The sequence below is a fragment of the Mycobacterium sp. ELW1 genome, assembly GCF_008329905.1.
Classification (GTDB): domain Bacteria; phylum Actinomycetota; class Actinomycetes; order Mycobacteriales; family Mycobacteriaceae; genus Mycobacterium.
This window is the reverse complement of record NZ_CP032155.1, coordinates 212520-230249: the sequence shown is the minus strand read 5'-3', so window position 1 is coordinate 230249 and position 17730 is coordinate 212520. Positions and strand designations below refer to the sequence as shown.

15 protein-coding genes are annotated in these 17730 nt (G+C 66.4%); 10 read left to right on the top strand and 5 right to left on the bottom strand.

The features are described from left to right. Positions 1 to 130: 130 nt before the first annotated feature. From D3H54_RS01105 to D3H54_RS01085, 5 genes are read left to right on the top strand one after another with little or no spacing between them, the layout of a single operon-like run. A complete protein-coding gene (locus D3H54_RS01105; protein WP_149377488.1) occupies positions 131 to 589 on the top strand; it encodes an Asp23/Gls24 family envelope stress response protein in 459 nt (152 codons plus the stop codon). Continuing rightward, positions 589 to 912 (top strand): Asp23/Gls24 family envelope stress response protein, encoded by a 324-nt coding sequence (locus D3H54_RS01100; RefSeq protein WP_210419631.1) that lies wholly within the window; start codon positions 589 to 591, stop codon positions 910 to 912. The genes D3H54_RS01105 and D3H54_RS01100 overlap by 1 nt, the downstream gene beginning before the upstream one ends. Next, the gene (locus tag D3H54_RS01095; RefSeq protein WP_149377486.1) at positions 909 to 1088 is read left to right on the top strand and encodes a hypothetical protein; all 180 of its coding nucleotides are present in this window, start codon (positions 909 to 911) and stop codon (positions 1086 to 1088) included. The genes D3H54_RS01100 and D3H54_RS01095 overlap by 4 nt, the downstream gene beginning before the upstream one ends. After that, the gene (locus D3H54_RS01090) at positions 1081 to 1686 is read left to right on the top strand and encodes a DUF6286 domain-containing protein (RefSeq protein WP_149377485.1); all 606 of its coding nucleotides are present in this window, start codon (positions 1081 to 1083) and stop codon (positions 1684 to 1686) included. Before D3H54_RS01095 ends, D3H54_RS01090 begins: the two co-directional genes overlap by 8 nt. Continuing rightward, a complete protein-coding gene (locus D3H54_RS01085; RefSeq protein ID WP_149377484.1) occupies positions 1683 to 2240 on the top strand; it encodes a hypothetical protein in 558 nt (185 codons plus the stop codon). Before D3H54_RS01090 ends, D3H54_RS01085 begins: the two co-directional genes overlap by 4 nt. Positions 2241 to 2455: 215 nt before the next feature. Here the strand turns inward: D3H54_RS01085 and D3H54_RS01080 are convergent, their stop codons facing one another. Then, positions 2456 to 7678 (bottom strand): cadherin-like domain-containing protein, encoded by a 5223-nt coding sequence (locus D3H54_RS01080; protein ID WP_149377483.1) that lies wholly within the window; start codon positions 7676 to 7678, stop codon positions 2456 to 2458. A 266-nt stretch (positions 7679 to 7944) separates the two neighbouring features. On the opposite strand from D3H54_RS01080, the gene D3H54_RS01075 reads away from it, so the two are divergent. After that, complete coding sequence (locus tag D3H54_RS01075) at positions 7945 to 10731, top strand: helix-turn-helix transcriptional regulator (RefSeq protein WP_149377482.1); 2787 nt, start codon at positions 7945 to 7947, stop codon at positions 10729 to 10731. Here the strand turns inward: D3H54_RS01075 and D3H54_RS01070 are convergent. Genes D3H54_RS01070 through D3H54_RS01060 form a run of 3 tightly spaced genes read right to left on the bottom strand, consistent with a single transcriptional unit; the run spans position 10701 to position 12908 of the window. Beyond that, positions 10701 to 11006, bottom strand: coding sequence for a hypothetical protein (locus D3H54_RS01070; protein ID WP_149377481.1), 306 nt, complete (start codon positions 11004 to 11006; stop codon positions 10701 to 10703). The genes D3H54_RS01075 and D3H54_RS01070 overlap by 31 nt on opposite strands. Positions 11007 to 11065: 59 nt before the next feature. After that, positions 11066 to 12271, bottom strand: a complete 1206-nt coding sequence (locus tag D3H54_RS01065) for a sensor histidine kinase (RefSeq protein ID WP_149377480.1) — start codon at positions 12269 to 12271, stop codon at positions 11066 to 11068. Further along, a complete protein-coding gene (locus D3H54_RS01060) occupies positions 12264 to 12908 on the bottom strand; it encodes a response regulator (protein ID WP_149377479.1) in 645 nt (214 codons plus the stop codon). Before D3H54_RS01060 ends, D3H54_RS01065 begins: the two co-directional genes overlap by 8 nt. 148 nt (positions 12909 to 13056) lie before the next feature. Between D3H54_RS01060 and D3H54_RS31055 the strand changes: the two genes are divergently transcribed. The 3 genes from D3H54_RS31055 (at position 13057) to D3H54_RS01050 (ending at position 15433) form a co-directional block, all read left to right on the top strand. Further along, positions 13057 to 13224 (top strand): hypothetical protein, encoded by a 168-nt coding sequence (locus D3H54_RS31055; RefSeq protein ID WP_168214740.1) that lies wholly within the window; start codon positions 13057 to 13059, stop codon positions 13222 to 13224. Between the two features lie 200 nt (positions 13225 to 13424). Further along, entirely contained in the window at positions 13425 to 14642 is a 1218-nt protein-coding gene (locus D3H54_RS01055) for an acyl-CoA dehydrogenase family protein (protein ID WP_168215014.1), read from the top strand. Next, a complete protein-coding gene (locus D3H54_RS01050; protein WP_149377477.1) occupies positions 14639 to 15433 on the top strand; it encodes a tyrosine-protein phosphatase in 795 nt (264 codons plus the stop codon). The genes D3H54_RS01055 and D3H54_RS01050 overlap by 4 nt, the downstream gene beginning before the upstream one ends. Here D3H54_RS01050 and D3H54_RS01045 read toward each other — a convergent pair. Continuing rightward, a complete protein-coding gene (locus D3H54_RS01045; RefSeq protein WP_149377476.1) occupies positions 15422 to 15907 on the bottom strand; it encodes a DUF456 domain-containing protein in 486 nt (161 codons plus the stop codon). The two genes, D3H54_RS01050 and D3H54_RS01045, sit on opposite strands and share 12 nt — an antisense overlap. A gap of 290 nt (positions 15908 to 16197) precedes the next feature. Here D3H54_RS01045 and D3H54_RS01040 point away from each other — a divergent pair, with 290 nt between their 5' ends. Next, positions 16198 to 17730, top strand: a complete 1533-nt coding sequence (locus tag D3H54_RS01040; protein ID WP_149377475.1) for a Re/Si-specific NAD(P)(+) transhydrogenase subunit alpha — start codon at positions 16198 to 16200, stop codon at positions 17728 to 17730.

The following is a 17730-nucleotide window of genomic DNA, read 5'->3' as shown; positions in this document are numbered from 1 at the left end:
CGGACTCCAGGTATTCGGTACCGGGAGCATTTCGGATGTGTGGTGCACACCACAGAGATTCGGCGTTCGGTTCGCGGCGGCCGCGCCGTCTCACTGGGTGTACGGAAACGAGGACAGAGAGGATCACCCAATGAGCACCACTGCAACCCCGACCCCGGCCGGCACTGCCCCAGCCGCCGCGGCCAACGGCCCCCTGGCCACGAGCCACGGACGCACCACGATCGCCGACACCGTCGTCTCCAAGATCGCCGGGCTGGCCGCACGTGAGGTCAACGGCGTTCACGATCTCGGCGGCAACGCCAGTCGTGCGGTGGGCGCACTGCGGGAGCGCATCCCCGGCGCGTCGACGAACTACGCGCAGGGCGTCTCGGTCGAGGTCGGTGAGAAGCAGGCCGCCGTCGACCTCGACATCGTCGCCGAGTACGGCGTGTCGATCGCCGACCTGGCCACCGGAATCCGCCGCAACGTCATCGCCGCCTTGGAGCGCATGACCGGCCTGGAGGTCGTCGAGGTCAACATCACCGTCCACGACATTTTCGTCGACGACGACAGCGACGACACCGCCGGCCAGCTGACCCGGGTCGAATAGTGCACGACGATCCGACCGCCGCGGACACGGTCGCGAGCATCGCTCGCGCCGTGCCCGGCGTCGCGGCCCTGCACCCCGGCATGTTCGGCGAGGTGGGCACCTACCTGCCCGGCCGGCGCGTCACCGGGGTGCGCATCCGCGACGACCGGGTGGAGGTCCACATCGCGGTCGCGACCGGTGCACCCGTGCGCCAGACCGCTGCCGCAGTCCGCTCGGCGGTCGGTGCCGCAATGCCCGACCTGCCGGTGGATGTGACCGTCGAAGAGATCGCCCCAGCACCCACCAACACCGCAACCGACCCGACACCTCAGGAGGATTCATGACCACCGCTACCGCCGGCATGCTCGCCGGAATTCTTCTCGGGGTCGCCGCTGCCGCCGGCGGCTTCACCGGCTTTCTGCTGGCGCTGCTGCTGGGACTGATCGGCTATGTCATCGGCGGGCACCGGGACGGCGAGTTCGACGCCACCACCTGGCTCAGGAGCCGGGGCCGTGGCTGAGCACAGCACCGTTTCCCTGGAGCAGGCTCCAGAGGATCGCCCGCTCGGCGAGTCCCGGTGCCGACCCGCGGCGGTGCCCCTCGCCCCGGCGGGGGCCAGCTATGCCGCGGCCGCTCTCGCGGTTCTGCTGATCGCGGTCGGCGCCGTCTGCCTACGCGACACCGCCGTCCAGGCCGGCCTGGTGGGCGGCGAGCAGTGGCTTCCGTTGGCGGTCAAGGCCGTTGACGGTCTGCAACCGTCGATCATCGTGCTGGCCGTGACCATCGCGGCGGGCGTCGTCGGCATTCTGCTGACCGGGCTCGCGGTCAAGCCGCGCCGGGCCACCGCGGTGCCGGCCCGCGGCGACAGCGGCGGGGCCGTCTACGTCCGCCTGCGCGACGTCGCCCAGGCCGCCGCGACCGCCGCCCGGGACGTGCCCGGTGTCGAGCAGGTCGACAGCACCGCGACCGCCCGCAAGGTCTCGCTGCGGTGCGTGGTGTCTGTGCCCGAAATTGCCGAGATCAGGCATCTGGTCGCACGAGCGGTCCGCGACGAACTCCAGCCGCTGGCCCGGCCACCCCGCATCACCGTGCGCGTCCGACAGGAGTCCCGACGATGACCCGTTTCGCCATCGGCGTCGACCGTGCCATCGCACTGGTCGTCGGCCTGAGCCTGATCGCATTGCCCATCGCCGCATGGCAGTGGCACATCGGAAAACTGCACGGCGGCAAGGAACTTCGCCTGCCTGAGGTCGACCAGGTGATGCACGCCGGGTGGTGGCCGTTTGCCACCGGGGCGGGCGGGCTGATCCTGGTTCTGGTCGGTCTGCGATGGCTGGCCGCACACCGTCCGGCACGACGCGCCACCCGAGTGACCCTCGACTACGACGACGACCACTCGGTCACCGTGAACGCCAACGCGGTGGCCCGGGCATCGGCCACGGCCTTGAAATCGAATGCCCAGGTTCTGAAAGCCAGTGGCAGCGCCGCCGTTCGCGGCGGCATCCCCACCGTGACGTTGACCGCGACGGTCCCGGCGCGGCACGGACTTCACGCCGGCATCCGGGCCGCCGACGCCACCATGCGCACCGCCGGGGCGATGCTCGGCGACACCGTTGCCATCCGCACGGTCCTGCGGACCGACGCCAACCACCGTCAACGCCGGGTCAGCTGAACGGCTACAGCGCCTTGGGCTGGTCGATAAGACGCTCCCCCGTGCTCGTGACACGAGTAACCACATCGGTGGGCTTCTCCCCAAGCCAGAACGGCCCGCATCGCTACGGGTCCCCATCTGGGGGAGACGGTGGGCCGGTTCAGAATTGTCGCGCTCGACGGGACCGATGACGACGCGGCGCGTCCCCCGCGGCGCGCCGCGTCATCGGTCTAGGGCTACAGGTTCGTCGCGGTATCGATCACCGTGATGGAAGGACCTTGGCCGGTGGTATCGACGGCGCTCGTCACGTAAAGCTTCCCGTCGGGACCAATATCGAGCCCGACCGGAAAGGCAACAGCGGCGAGGTCACTGACTCTGCCGTCCTGGCCGACGGCGACCACGTGGCCGGTGACGTCCGCAATGTAGGCGGTGCCGTTCGGGCCCACCGTCACGTTGTAGCTCGCCCTATTCGGTAGCGCGATGGTCTTCTGAAGCACGCCGCCGGAGCTGAAGATCAGCAACGCGCCATCGATGCTCGTACCGCTGTCACTCGACGCCGTGACCACGTAGACGCGGCCGTCCGGGCCCACGCTGGCGCCCAGTGCCGCACCACCGAGATCGACGGTCGTCATCAGCGAACCGTCGCCATTGAGGATGGTCAACTTGCCGCTCTGCGGTGCATCGGTGTTGGTGATGACGCTGCTCACATAGATGCGGCCGTTGCCGAGGGCGAGCCCGGCAGCCCCGGCGATCGACCGGATCAACTGCGGTGCATAGCCGTTGACCGGGTCGTACGCCGTAACCGTGCCGAGAGCGACATCAGTGACCATGAGGCGACCGTCCGCCCCGATCTCGACGTCGACCGCACCACTGCCGGGACCGAGGTCGGCCAATTGGGTGACCGATGTGCCGTCGGCACTGACCACCACAAGTTTGGAATGGGTGCTGCCAGAAGAGTCGTAGTTGTAGCCCAGGACGTACTTCTGACCGCCACTATCGACGGCGATTCCGTACAAGCCGACGAACTCGCTGAGACCGTTGCTCGTCCCGTCCTCGACCAGATCGGTCGGGTCGAGGACCGAGATCGAACTGGTCACGGTTGCCTGTGTGTAGTCGTTGACGGCGACGTAGAGCAACCCGTCGTTGCCGACCGTGATCATGGTGGGCACGGACGCGAGACCCGAACCAAACCGTACGGTGCCAATGGGACCGCTCGAATCGACCGCGATCACTCGTCCGTTATTGATCACATAGGCAGTGCCATCGGCACCGACCGCCAACCCCGTGGAGCCGCCGCTACCCAGCGGCACAGTCGATTCGACAGTTCCGTTGGACTGCAGGATCGTCATTTCGGCGCTTCTCGTGTCGCTGACATAGCTGGTCAGGTAGATCCGCCCGTCTGAACCAACCGCCAACCCGGTGACTTCGTGGGAAGTCTGGTCGCCGAGATTTACCGGAGGGAGAACGACGTTGCCGTCGGAATCTATGGCCGACAGATAGCCGACGACGGTGCCGCTGTCCGGGTCATAGTGGTAGCCGGTGAAGTAGACCGCGCCGTCCTGGCTGACGGCCACGTGGGACGCTCCACCGGAACGGACCGTAATGATCGCCCGCGAACCGGTGACAGTGTTGATCACGGTGATCCCGCCGGGTCCGGCGGTATAGATAAGTCCATCCGAGCCGGCGTCGAAGGATCCGAAACCGTTCAACGCGACTGGGCCCAGATCTGACACCGTCCCGTCGACGTCGACCTTGGCAATTCTTGTGACTCCCAAGAAGGTGTCGACGACGCCGGCGACATACCTGGCACCGTCGGGTCCTACTGTCAGGCCGACAATGTATTTGAAGTCATCAACGCTGTCGAGGACCGTCTGCACCTTGATGCTGCCCGGATCCACCACTGACAAGGCGTTGTCCTTCAGGACGTAGAGGCCCTGAGTACCCATCGCGATTGCTTCGATATCTGTTCCGTCGCTGGGTATTCCGTTCAGCACGCCGAAGGGTCCCGATGCGTTGACGGTGAAGACCCCATCGTTGGACGCAACATATACGGTGCCGTCCGCCCCGACCGCAATGCTCGACCCCGGCAAGTTGGCCAACGAAATCCGCTTGTCGACCGAACCGCTTGAGCCCACGACCACCACGGTGTACGTGGAGCTGTTGGGATCGACACCGAGAATGTAAGCGTGCCCGTCTGCACCGACGACCAGGTCTTTCGCATCGGAGAATCGGAAGCCGAGATCGACCGGCGCGACCGCCACCGAACCGTCGGGGTTGAGCACTGTCAACGCGGAGGGGATCGCGTCCTCTCCGAAGCCGGCCCATGCGGTGAGATAGATCTTCCCGTCGTTGCCGACAGCCATATGGACCGCGTCTCCGCTCAAGTCCGTGCCGATGTCGACCGAGCCGAGCTCGCCGTCGTCCAAGATCACGTGTGGGGTGCCATAGGTGTCATACACCGTCAATGTGCCGTCTGCACCCGACCAGCCGTTGTCGAGGACATATACCCGACCGTCCGGGCCGACCGTCACGTCGGCGAGGTACGGCCACCCGATGTTGTCCAGGTCGATGACGGGGGTGATCATGCCGTCCTCACCGAGTCGGCCGACAACAAATCGGTCGTATCCCATTCCAGTGTCGCCTATTTCAACGAATGCCTTTCCCACGACGTACACACCACCGGAGGCGGTGATCTGGATCTGGGGTTGGTCGAAACTCGCCAGGGTCAGCGACGACTGGGTGGGTACGGCGACCTTGACGGTAACGGCGGCGCTGTTGCCGGTGGTTCCATCGGAGATGGTGTAGGTGAAACTGTCAGTCCCGGTGTAGTTTTCGTTCGGCGTGTAAGTGATGGTGCCGTCTTCGTTGACTGCTACGGTGCCGTGCGCGGCTGTCCCCGCAACAGTCACGCTCAACGGGTCGCCGTCCACATCAGTGTCGTTGCCCAACACATCGATGGTCACCGCCGTGTTCGGGGCGGTACTGGCCGAATCGTTGACAGCTGTGGGTGCGTCATTGACGGGGGTGATGGTCACCGACACGGTGCCTGTGACAGTGCCGCCGTGGCCGTCGGAAACCGTGTAGGTCAGCGAGTCGACGCCATGGAAATCGGCATCCGGGGTGTAGGTGAGTGTGCCGCCATCGAGCACCGCCGAACCATGCCCGGGCTGACTGATCCCGGTGACGCTCAGCGTGTCCCCATCCTTGTCAGAGTCGTTGCCCAACAATGTCACCGTACTGATCGAGACCGCAGTGTCCTCGGCGGTGGTCACAGCGTCTCCGCCCGCGATGGGAGCGTCGTTGACCGACGTAACCGTCACCGACACGGTGCCGGTCGCAGTACCACCGTGGCCGTCGGAAACCGTGTAGGTCAGCGAGTCGACGCCATGGAAATCGGCATCCGGGGTGTAGGTGAGTGTGCCGCCATCGAGCACCGCCGAACCATGCCCGGGCTGACTGATCCCGGTGACGCTCAGCGTGTCCCCATCCACGTCGGAGTCGTTGCCCAACAGGGTGGTTGTAGAGACCGAGACCGGCGTGCCCTCGACGGTACTCACGGAGTTGGAACCCGCCACCGGCGCGTCGTTGACCGCCGTGACCGTCACTGCCACCGTGGCCGTCGCCGTGCCCCCATGACCATCCGACACCGTGTACGTAAAGCTATCTGCACCATTGAAATTCGCCGTCGGCGTATACGTCACCGTCGTACCGTTCAGCACCGCCGAACCGTGCGCCCCCGACGACACACCAGTGACCGCCAACGCATCCCCATCGGGATCAGAATCATTGCCCAACAACGTCCCCGCCGTGACCGACACCGCAGAGTCCTCAGCAGTCGTCACCGTGTTGTTCCCGGCAACCGGGCCATCATTGACCGCCGTGACCGTCACCGCCACCGTCGCCGTCGCCGTGCCCCCATGACCATCCGACACCGTGTACGTAAAACTATCCACACCACTGAAATTCGCCGTCGGCGTATACGTCACCGTCGTACCGTTCAACACCGCAGTGCCGTGCGCCCCCGACGACACACCCGTCACCGACAACGTGTCACCGTCGGGATCAGAATCATTGCCCAACAACGTCCCCGCCGTGACCGACACCGCAGAGTCCTCAGCAGTCGTCACCGTGTTGTTCCCGGCAACCGGGCCATCATTGACCGCCGTGACCGTCACCGCCACCGTCGCCGTCGCCGTGCCCCCACGACCATCCGACACCGTGTACGTAAAACTATCTGCACCACTGAAATTCGCCGTCGGCGTATACGTCACCGTCGTACCGTTCAACACCGCAGTGCCGTGCGCCCCCGACGACACACCCGTCACCGTCAACGTGTCACCGTCGGGATCAGAATCATTGCCCAACAACGTCCCCGCCGTGACCGACACCGCAGAGTCCTCGGCAGTCGTCACCGTGTCGTTGACTGCCGACGGGGCATCATTGGGCTTGGAGATCACGCCTATTGCCGTCAGCAGATTCGTAATGGTGTTGCTGATCGCGGTGACGGCGGTGGTGACTGCGGTGTTGATGGCGGTGAGGGCGGTGCTCACCGCGTTATTGATCGCAGTCAGCGCGGTGTTGATCAACGAACCGACCGTGCCGATGAAGGATTCCAACGGGCTGGCCGCAGCGCGAGGAGTCACCAAGGCCGACAGCCTCTTTGCCGCGACGGAGTCGACCGACGGCGTGGGTCCGTCGGGTCCGGTCTGTGACGACAACACGGAGCTGGCGACGGCCTGTCGTACGCGGCTGCGCCCACCGAACTCGCGGCCCGCACCCGCCAACAACACCAACGTAGTTGGCGCGCCGACGGGATCACCCCCCCGCCGCAATCCGGTCCCGAGCCCCGGCAATCCGGTGCCCGAGAGCGATCCGAGAGTGCTGCCGATCGCCTGGTCTGCTGAAGGCGCCGCCACCGAGGCGGTGGCTACCGGAGCCGGCGAGGCATCACCCACGTTGACAACCATGTCGATCCGAGGCTGCGCCGGCTGATCGGTCCTACTGCGCACGACGCGCTGGCGCCCGGCTTCCGCAGGGACGGTCTCGCCGCCACCAGCCTCGATGTCGGTCTGTTGGCGTTCCGCTGTGGGCGCCGGCATCGTGGACTCATCTGGTTGTGCCGCGCTGATACTGCGACCGTGACGCCGTTTCGTATCGACGGTGTCACCCGTCTGAGCCGCGCTGCCACCGGAGGTACCGTCCGCGGGGCGACGCCCCCCATGAGTTGACGACCGTCGGCCCGCCCCGACTGATGCGCCCCCCGCGCCGTGGCCTCGCGACGAGGCCTTACTGGTTTGATCGGCGCCGGCCGATGTGGAGTCCGATCCGTCCGCATGGGCGATACCGCATGTCAGCGAGGTGCCCAGCCCCACCCCGACCCCGAGGGCGACGGCCAACGCGCCGATCCGCCCGATCGACTTCTCGATACGCAGCGTCTTGCCGACAAAGATTGAATGCATGATGCGGCCTCCCCGTCCAGCCGGAATATCCGGTCCCGGCGGAATGCTATGGAGACGGGTCAGGGCACCGATACAGGGATTTCCCTGGTACTTGCCAGGCCGATAACAGCGAACGACACGGGCAGTACGCCACCGTCTACATCGACCGGTCCGCGTTTCCTGTCGAAACCAGATATCGACGGCGTCGTAAAGATGAGTACCGCCGCGCCATAAACGAGTAGCGATTCACTCTAAACACCTGCCAGGTCTCTGTCAGGATCCTGTCCGTGGGGGTACAAATCGTCGGTCGCAGCCACGAGCTGCAACGGGTGGAAGAAGTACTCGAACGGGCCCGCCATGCACCAACGGCAATGATCCTCGACGGCCAGGCGGGCATCGGGAAAAGCACCGTATGGCGGGCCGCCATCGAATCGGCAAGGGCCGCTGGGTTCATGGTGTTGACCACTACCGGTGCAGCCGCCGAGGTAGGACTGGCATGGGCCGGGCTCGCTGACCTGCTCGCCGATATCGACGACGCGATGCTGGCCGAATTGCCGGCTCTACACCAACACGCGCTGTGCGCGGTGAGCACCGGCGAGTCAGTCCCGGGTGGAGATGAACGACTGGTGGCAACCGCCTTTCGAGCCGCCATCGATGCGTCCTCTCGCCAGCGGCCAGTGTTGATAGCGGTCGACGACGCCCACTGGCTCGATGAAGCAACCCGGCTGGCGCTGGGCTTCGCAGTGCGCCGACTCTCCGGACCTGTGGGAGTCGTGGCCGCCTACCGCAGCGGTCAGCCCGGCGCCCTCGACCAGGCCTGGGTAGCGCCTCGTGACCCGGAAGCCTTGTCCCGTGTGACCATCGGCCCGATGAGCCTGGGTGCCCTACACGCAGTGGTCGCGACGCGCCACGGGGTCACGCCACCCCGACCCACCATGGTCCGCATCCATGCCCTTTCCGGCGGAAACCCTTTTTACGCATTGGAATTGGCCCGCGGGCTTCGTGAACACGCGGGCGCCGACCTTGCCGTGCTGCCGCCTACTCTGGCTCGGCTGTTGGGTGAGCGGATCGGCGATCTCGACCCGCTCACTGCGCAGGCCGCCGTGACCGCGGCTGCCGCGGCCGAGCCGACTGTGGAATTGATCGCGACGGCCATCGGCCGTCGTCCGACCGAACTCATCGAGATCCTGCAACCCTTGGAAAGCCGGGGGTTGCTCGCCTTCGACGGGCACCGGATCCGTTTTTCTCATCCCTTGATCGCCTCGGCCATCATCGCCGAGGCCGACCCGACTGCCCAGCGTCAGGCCCACCGCCGCCTGGCGAACGTGATCGACAACCCCGAGCTTCACGCGCGCCACCTCGCCCTCGCCACGCCCTATGGGGATCCGGAAACGCTGGCCGCCCTGGACAGCGCTGCCGAGTCCGCCGCAGCGCGCGGCGCATATAGTGTCGCCGCCGAATTGGTCGGGCTGGCAATCGGTCTCGGCGGCGACACCGGATCACGCCGGCTGCGCGGTGCCGAGTTCCACTTCCGCGCCGGTGCCCTCGATGAGGCGGAGGAATTGATCGCGCCCGCCGTGGACGCGCTGCCCGCAGGCCTGTTCCGAGCGCTGGGTTTCATCATTCTGGGCAGTGTCCGCGGCTATCGCGACGGCATGGTCAAAGCCGTTGGAGTACTTCAGCGCGCCGTCGCCGAAGCCGCCGAGATCCCTGCACTGCGAACCCAGGCGCTACTGCTGTTGGCGCTCGCCACAGGCATGGGCGGCGACATGGCCACGTGCGTGGCCTACGCCCGGCAGGCGCGTCACGACGCTGACGAGACCGGGATCGCAGCATTGCGTAGTCAGGCCCTGGCGTTGTGGGTGCAAGTCAGCTTCATGTACGGGCTGGGCACCGACACCGAGGCTTTGCAGACCGCCCTCGAAATCGAAGACCCCGACACCGCGGTCCCTGCAACTCTTCAGCCGACAGCGGTGTACGCACTCAACTGCGCCTGGACCGGTCGATTCGACGACGCTCGCACCGCCATGAGCGAAGTGGCACGCCGTTGCGCCGAACGCGGCAGCGAAGTCGACCTGGTTTGGGCTGCAGAACAACTCACCGCGATCGACCTCGGCTTGGGGCGGTATCACGATGCGCAACAATCCGCAGCCGAGGCACTCGAACGGGCCAGTCAGGTCGACGCCCAGCTTCCACTGATCAGCGCCCACATTTCGGTGGCCAGCGTCGCCGCCCACCGGGGCGACCGGGAACTCACTCGCACCGCATCGCGACGGGCCATCGAGTTGGCCAGTGCCGCGCAACTTACCTATTTGATTCGTCCGGCCCTGATGAGCCGTGCGTTCGTCGAGGTTTCCGCCGGCGACTATGTGACGGCATTGCAGACGCTTCAGCCGCTGCTCGATACCTTCGATCCCGTCCACGACACCGAGATCATCGCCGGTGCCTACCTACCCGATGCAGTGGAAGCGCTGACCGCTCTCGGCCGGGCTGACGAAGCTGAGCGGTTGGTCGCGGCTCTGGAAGCCAATGGCGCTCTGCAGGATCGGCCCTGGATGTTGGCGGCGGGGGCGCGGGGGCGGGCTCAGATGGCGGCGGCCCGCGGCGACCTGGAGGGCGCCTATCGACATGCCGAAAAAGCCGTGACCCATCACGAACGGCTACCCATGCCCTTCGAACGCGCACGCACACTGCTACTGGTCGGCCAGCTACTGCGCCGCCGACGACGCCCGCAGGCCGCCCACGACGCGTTGCGCCAGGCTGCTGACGTGTTCGCCGAGATCGGCAGTCCGTTGTGGATGGCCCGCGCACAAAGCGAGCTGGATCGGCTTGCCGCGCGCTCGGTTGGCGGAGTGCTGACCGGCGCGGAACGCCAGGTCGCCGAGAACGCCGCCGCCGGCATGTCGAACAAACAGATCGCCACAGCCCTGTACTTGTCACCGAAGACGGTGGAGATGTACCTATCCAACGCCTACCGCAAGCTCGGCATCCGCTCTCGTGCCCAGCTCGCCGCCCATCTCGACGTGACGGGTACTGCACCTATTCAGACCACGGGGCCGTCCGCGGCGATATAAGCGCTCACACCGCCGGTGACCCGATCCGGTATGTAGCCTGCGTCTCGACAGACCCGCCACACCGCTTCGGCGGTCTCGGCGCGAAACAGCCCGAAGACCATCTCGTCAAGCGGGGAGGTCACCGTCAACACCACCGACACCTCGGTCCCCCGTAACCGGGCTGCCGCGGCTTGGTCGATGAGCCTGCCGGCGACATCACCCATCGACGCATCGAACAGCGCCGTCTGATACCACTCCGCCAAGAACCGTTGGCCCGGGTTCTGTGCAACCCTCACCTCGCTACGCTAACGCGCCGTCCAGTCGGCTCAATCAGGGATTTCCCTGGTAGTTCCGCTCATTTATCGACGACATCGGTGTCGGGGACGGTCACCACCACCGTCGTACCGCCGCCCGGAGTGTCGATCAGGTGCACCGACCCGCCCATCGCTTCGACTCCCACCACCAGTGACGACAGCCCGATGTGACCCTCGGCGACCTTCTCGTTCAGAACGGCCGGGTCGAACCCGACGCCGTTGTCGACCACCCGCAGCACCAGCGAATCGGCCTCGTGGTCCAGCTCCACCCGCAGTCGGGTGGCCCGAGAGTGCTTGTGCGCGTTGGCCAACAGCTCACGAGCCGCGCGGTAGAGCAGGGCTTGGGCCGCCGGCTTGCCGACTTCCTCGACCGCGCAGTCGATGGTGACGTTCCAGCGCCGCTCGTACTGGCCGACCAGTTCACGCAGGGCCGCGCCCAGGCCGACCTGCGCCAGCACCTGGGGATGCAGCGTGGACACGGCACTGCGCAGCATGTTGATGGCTTCCTGCAGGGCGGTGTCGACCCGCTCGAACCCGATCGTGGAGGGCTGTTCGCGCAGGTCCTCCAGGTCCAGCCGGGCGGCCAGCAGATTCTGCAGCGGGCCGTCGTGGAGCTGTTCGGACAGCTGCCGGTTGTTGCGCTCGTCGGCCTGCATCGACTCCGAGACCAGCCGGCGCCGCACCTCGAGAAGCGAACGCACCCGAGCCCGGCGCCGGGCCAGCACCAAGCACAGCGCGGTGGTGGCCAGCGCCAGCCAGGCCAGGCAGCCCACCTGGACGTAGACGACGTTGGGCAGGCCCATGGTGTCGTCGCGCTTGGAATAGATGATCCAGGCGACCAGGTAACCGACCGCCGTACTGGCACCGATCAGCGCGGTGATCTCCGGGCGGTCCAGGAAGGCGACGGTGATCGGGATCAGGAAGAAGATCGGCAGCAGCCAACTCGTCGCGCCCCCGGAGGCGACGCACATCGCCAGCACCGCGACCACGTCGATGGCCGTCGACGCCCAGCCGAACCACCACTGCAGCGGCCTGCGGAGCACAACGGTCAGCCATATCGCGGCGGTGGCGGTGTAGACGATCAGCACCGACCAGTACACGGCGGGCAGCCAGTGGTCGACGCCTTCGATCCACACCAGCAGCCCGATCAGCACGATCAGCGGCAGTCGCAGGACGGCCGCGACCCGGACCGGCTCGGTGCCCAGGAAATCGGCCGCGCGGCTCAGCGGGGCCGGAAGATTACTCAAGCAGTCCTCGCCGCATCGCCTCGGCGACCGCCGCTGCCCGGTCCCCCACTCCCAACTTCTCGTACAGCCGCTGCACGTGGGTCTTGACCGTCGAGGGCGCCAGGAACAACGCCTCGGCGATCGCCGGGATGCTGCGTCCCCCGGCGATCATGCCGAGCACCTCACGTTCCCGCGAGCTCAGCGACGGCCCGGACGGCTCGGCGCGGCGCCGGATTTCGACGGCCAGCCCGGATGCCAGGCGCGGCGCCAGAACGTCTCGGCCCTTCGCGCAGTCCAGCACCGCGTTGACGATCTCGGACCGGCTGGAGTCTTTCGGCAGATAGCCGGCCGCACCCTGCTGCAGCGCGTGGTAGACGATTTCGGCGTCGTCGTGCGCGGAGACCAGCAGCACCCGGGTCGGCAGTTCGTCGCGGCGCACAGCGGCGGCCACCTCGGCGCCGTCCATTCCCGGCATCCGGTAGTCCAGCAGCGCCACGTCGGGCTTGTGTTCCTTGATCGCCGCCAGCGCCGACGTTCCGTCCTCGGCTTCGGCGACCACCTCGACCTCGCCGCTGCCGGACAGCGCCCGAACCAGTCCGTCGCGGAACAGCGGGTGGTCGTCGCCGACGACGACGCGCACCTTTCGGTTATCGGACATGCCAGGAGCTTCCCACAGGGGTCCACCGATCGGGGGACAAACACTTCATCCCTGGCAAGGGCCTATCAGCGGACAGACAGTGCCCGACCTGCGCGGGATAGTCGATTCATCGCCGAAAACCATCGGCAGCGGAAGCAAGGAGACGGACATGGACCACACATTCACTCGTCGCTTCACCACCGCCCTGGCGGGTCCCACGCTCGCGGTGGGCGTCCTGGCCGGCACCTTGATCGTCGACACTCCCGCAGCGAGCGACACCATGGGCCTGAGCCTGGCCTCGGCCTCCTCCGCCGGCCTGGTCGACATCCACCTGTAACTCCACTCAGCAGCCGCGAAACTGCCCGAACGCGAGGAGGCCAGATGAGCACTACCCGTCACCCGTCCGCGAGATCCCGGAGGTTTATTGGTCGCTAACCCTCTTACTCCACATGACAACGAGGCCCTCCCTATGGTCATAAGGGAGGGCCTCGTTGTTGTTTAGACGGGTGTCATATCGTGGCGGTCATGGATTTCGCCATGTCTGCCAAGGGTGCTGACTACCACAAACGCCTCACCGAGTTCATGGTCGAACATGTCTTCCCGGCCGAGAAGTCTTACGAGGAGTACCGCGCCGCGGCCGGCCCCAACGATTTCACCGTGCCGCCGGTGGTCGAGGACCTGAAGGTACTGGCCAAAAAGCAGGGCCTGTGGAACCTGTTCCTGCCCGCCGAGTCAGGCCTGACCAACCTGGAGTACGCACCGCTGGCCGAGTTGACCGGCTGGAGCACCGAGATCGCCCCCGAGGCGATCAACTGCGCCGCTCCCGACACCGGCAACATGGAGACCCTGCACCTGTTCGCCACCGAGGAACAGCGCAAGCAGTGGCTGGAACCTCTGCTGGCCGGCGAGATCCGCAGCGCGTTTTCGATGACCGAACCCGCGGTCGCCTCCAGCGACGCCCGCAACATCCAGACTGCGATCGTCCGCGACGGGGACGACTACATCATCAACGGGCGCAAGTGGTGGACCTCGGGCGCCAACGACCCACGCTGCAAGATCCTGATCGTCATGGGGCGCACCAATCCTGACGCCGCCTCACATCAGCAGCAGTCGATGATCCTGGTGCCCACCGATACCCCCGGCGTGCAGATCCTGCGCTCGACGTCGGTGTTCGGCTGGCAGGACCAGCACGGCCACGCCGAGGTGATCTACGACAACGTGCGGGTGCCCGCCTCCAATCTGCTGGCCGAGGAAGGCATGGGCTTCGCGATCGCGCAGGCGCGGTTGGGCCCGGGCCGGATTCATCACTGTATGCGCGCGATCGGGGTCGCCGAGCGTGCGCTGGCGCTGATGACTCATCGCGCCCGCACCCGCATCGCGTTCGGCAAGCCGCTGGCCGACCAGGGTGTGGTGCAGCAGCAGATTGCCTTGTCCCGCAACGAGATCGACCAAGCCCGGCTGCTCTGCCAGAAGGCCGCGTGGACCATCGATCAGCACGGCAACAAAGAGGCCCGCAATCTGGTCGCCCAGATCAAGGCCGTCGCACCGCAGATGGCCTGCAACGTCATCGACCGGGCAATCCAGGTACACGGCGGCGGCGGGGTCAGCGATGACTTCCCGCTGGCCCGGATGTACGGCTGGCAGCGGGCCATGCGGATCTTCGACGGACCCGACGAGGTTCACATGCGCAGCATCGCCAGGGCCGAAATCGGCGCAGAGCCAAGCGCTTTCGCGGCAGCGGTGACCGGCGCGTGAGCAACGGACAGCTTTCCGGCGCGTGGAACTTCCGCGACATCGCCGAGACCACCGGGATCCGCCCCGGTAAGTTCTTCCGGTCCAGTGAGCTCAGCCGCCTCGACGACGACGGCCGGGAGGCCTTCCGCCGCTTGGGTATCACCGACGTCGCCGACCTGCGGTCACCGCAGGAGCTGGAGCGCCGGGGCTCCGGTGCGGTGCCGGACGGCGTCGCCATCCATCTGCTGCCGTTCCCGGACCTGTCCAACACGACGGCCGAGGCACCGCACGAGACCAGCTGGCAGAAGATGATGACCGAGAAGGTCGACGACGAGGATGTCGAAGACGCTGCCGAACGGTTCATGACCGGCGAGTACGAGAAGTTCCCGGTCCTCGCCGGAGCGCAACGCGCAGTGCGCCAAGTGTTTTCGCTGTTGAGCGCGGGACGCCCGGTGATCACGCACTGCTTCGCAGGCAAGGACCGCACCGGCTTCACCGTCGCGGTCGTGCTGGAGTCCATCGGGGTGCCGCGTGACGCGGTCCTCGCCGACTTCCTGCGCAGCAACGACGCCGTCGAATCGCTGCGTGAGCGGATCATGGAGTCCATCGTCAGCCGGGCCGGCGAGACGCCGGAGATCGCCACGTTCGCCGAGGCGCGCCTGACCAACGGGGTCCTCGGTGTGCGAGAGGGCTACCTGGCCACCGCGCACCGGGTGATCGCCGAGAATTACGGCGACCTGGACGGTTTCCTGCGCACCGCCGGGGTGTCCGAAGAGGACGTCGCGCGCACGCGCAAAGAACTACTGGGTTAGCAGCAGACCGGCCACCCACACCACGGTGGCGATGAGCCCTCCGGTCAGTTCGACACCGACCGAGAGCGCAGCGGCCTTCAGCGCGAGCACCGTCGCCGCCCATGCACGCCGTTGATCTCGCCGTACCGCCAGCTCGGCGAGGTACACGCCGAGCACGAAACCGAACAGCAGGCCGATCACCGGCACCACGAAGAAACCGATGATGCCCAGCACCGCACCCGCGGCCAGCGTCCATGTGCCCACTTCGCCGGCGCGCATCCGCCGGGCGGGCCACAGGTACTTGACCAACAGGCTCGCACCGAGCACAGCCGTGACCACTCCGAGCACCACCCAGGACACCAGGCTGCCCTCGACGACCGCCCAGACCGCGATGGCCGCGTAAATCAGCAGGGTGCCCGGCAACAGCGGCACGATGACGCCGACCAGCCCGATGGCGATGGCCAGCCCCACCAGGACGATCCCACCGGTGCTCATCTGTTGAGCCTAGGACCATCCCCCGCCACTCAATTGGACACCTGTCCTGCAATCGAACAGATTGGGGCCGATCGCGCCATAACGAAGCGTGGAAGCTGCACCATAACGGTGATTGCCTAGAATGGACAGGTGTCCATTAATTGACGTCCACCCCTGCGCATTACCGATTCAGGACCTCCGGCCACCGGCAACCGCGCTCGGGGTCGGGGTTCGCAGGTGAACCCCGCCATTCCATACACTTGCATCTTCGACCCCGCCTCGCCCATGACCAACCAGATCGGACCGCACTGATGATCATCGGGATTCCACGTGAGTCTCTGCCTGGGGAAACACGTGTCGCCGCCACACCGCAGACGGTCGGACAGCTCATCAAGCTCGGTTACGAGGTACTGGTGGAGTCCGGTGCGGGTGTCGCGGCGAGCTTCTCCGACGAGGCATTCGTCGAGGCCGGTGCAGGTATCGGGACCACCGCGGAAGCGCTGGCCACCGACATCGTCCTCAAGGTCAACGCGCCCACCAGTGCCGAGATCGCCGCACTGCGCGACGGGGCGACACTGATCAGCCTGATTTCCCCCGCACTGAAACCCGAACTCGTCGAAGAACTGTCCACGCGGCCCATCACAGTGCTGGCCATGGACGCGGTCCCGCGTATCTCGCGAGCCCAGTCTCTGGACGTCCTGTCGTCGATGGCCAATATCGCCGGGTACCGCGCGGTCATCGAGGCAGCGCATGCGTTCGGCCGGTTCTTCACCGGCCAGGTGACCGCGGCGGGCAAGGTCCCGCCGGCCAAAGTGCTGGTGGTCGGCGCGGGTGTGGCCGGGCTGGCAGCGATCGGCGCCGCGGGCAGCCTCGGTGCCATCGTGCGCGCCACCGACCCCCGCCCCGAGGTCGCCGATCAGGTCAAATCCCTTGGTGGTGAGTATCTTTCGATCGAATCACCGGAGACCGAGGTATCGGCTACCGGGTACGCCAAGGAGATGGGTGACGACTACAAGGCCCGCGAGGCGCAGCTGTACGCCGAGCAGTCCGAGGATGTCGACATCATCGTCACGACGGCACTGATTCCCGGCCGGCCCGCGCCGCGCATCATCACCGCCGAGATGGTGGCCTCCATGAAATCGGGCAGTGTCATCGTCGATATGGCTGCGGCCAACGGCGGCAACGTCGAGGGCACCGTCAAAGACCAGGCCGTGCTCACCGAGAACGGTGTCACCATCATCGGCTACACCGACCTGGCGGGCCGGCTGCCCACCCAGGCATCGCAGCTCTACGGCACCAACCTGGTCAACCTCCTCAAACTGCTGACCCCGGAAAAAGACGGCACGCTCGTACTCAATTTCGACGACGTCGTGCAGCGGTCGGTCACCGTGGTCCGCGACGGCGAGACCACGTGGCCACCACCACCGGTACAGGTATCCGCCGCCCCGGCGCCCGCGGCGACGGCCACCCCGGCAGTGCAGCAGACCAAAGAACCGATGACGATGGGCCGCCGGCTCGGCATCACGTTCGGCGCCGCCGCCCTGCTGTTCGGACTCATCGCGTTGTCCCCGGCCGCACTTCAGGTGCACCTGACGGTGTTCGCGCTCGCGATCGTCATCGGTTACTACGTGATCGGCCATGTGCACCACGCACTGCACACGCCGCTGATGTCGGTGACCAACGCCATCTCCGGCATCATCGTCGTCGGCGCGCTGCTCCAAATCGGCCACGGTGACGTCATCGTCACGACCCTGGCCGCTGTCGCCATCCTGCTTGCCAGCATCAACATCTTCGGTGGCTTCGCGGTGACGCGTCGCATGCTCGCGATGTTCTCGAGGAGCTGA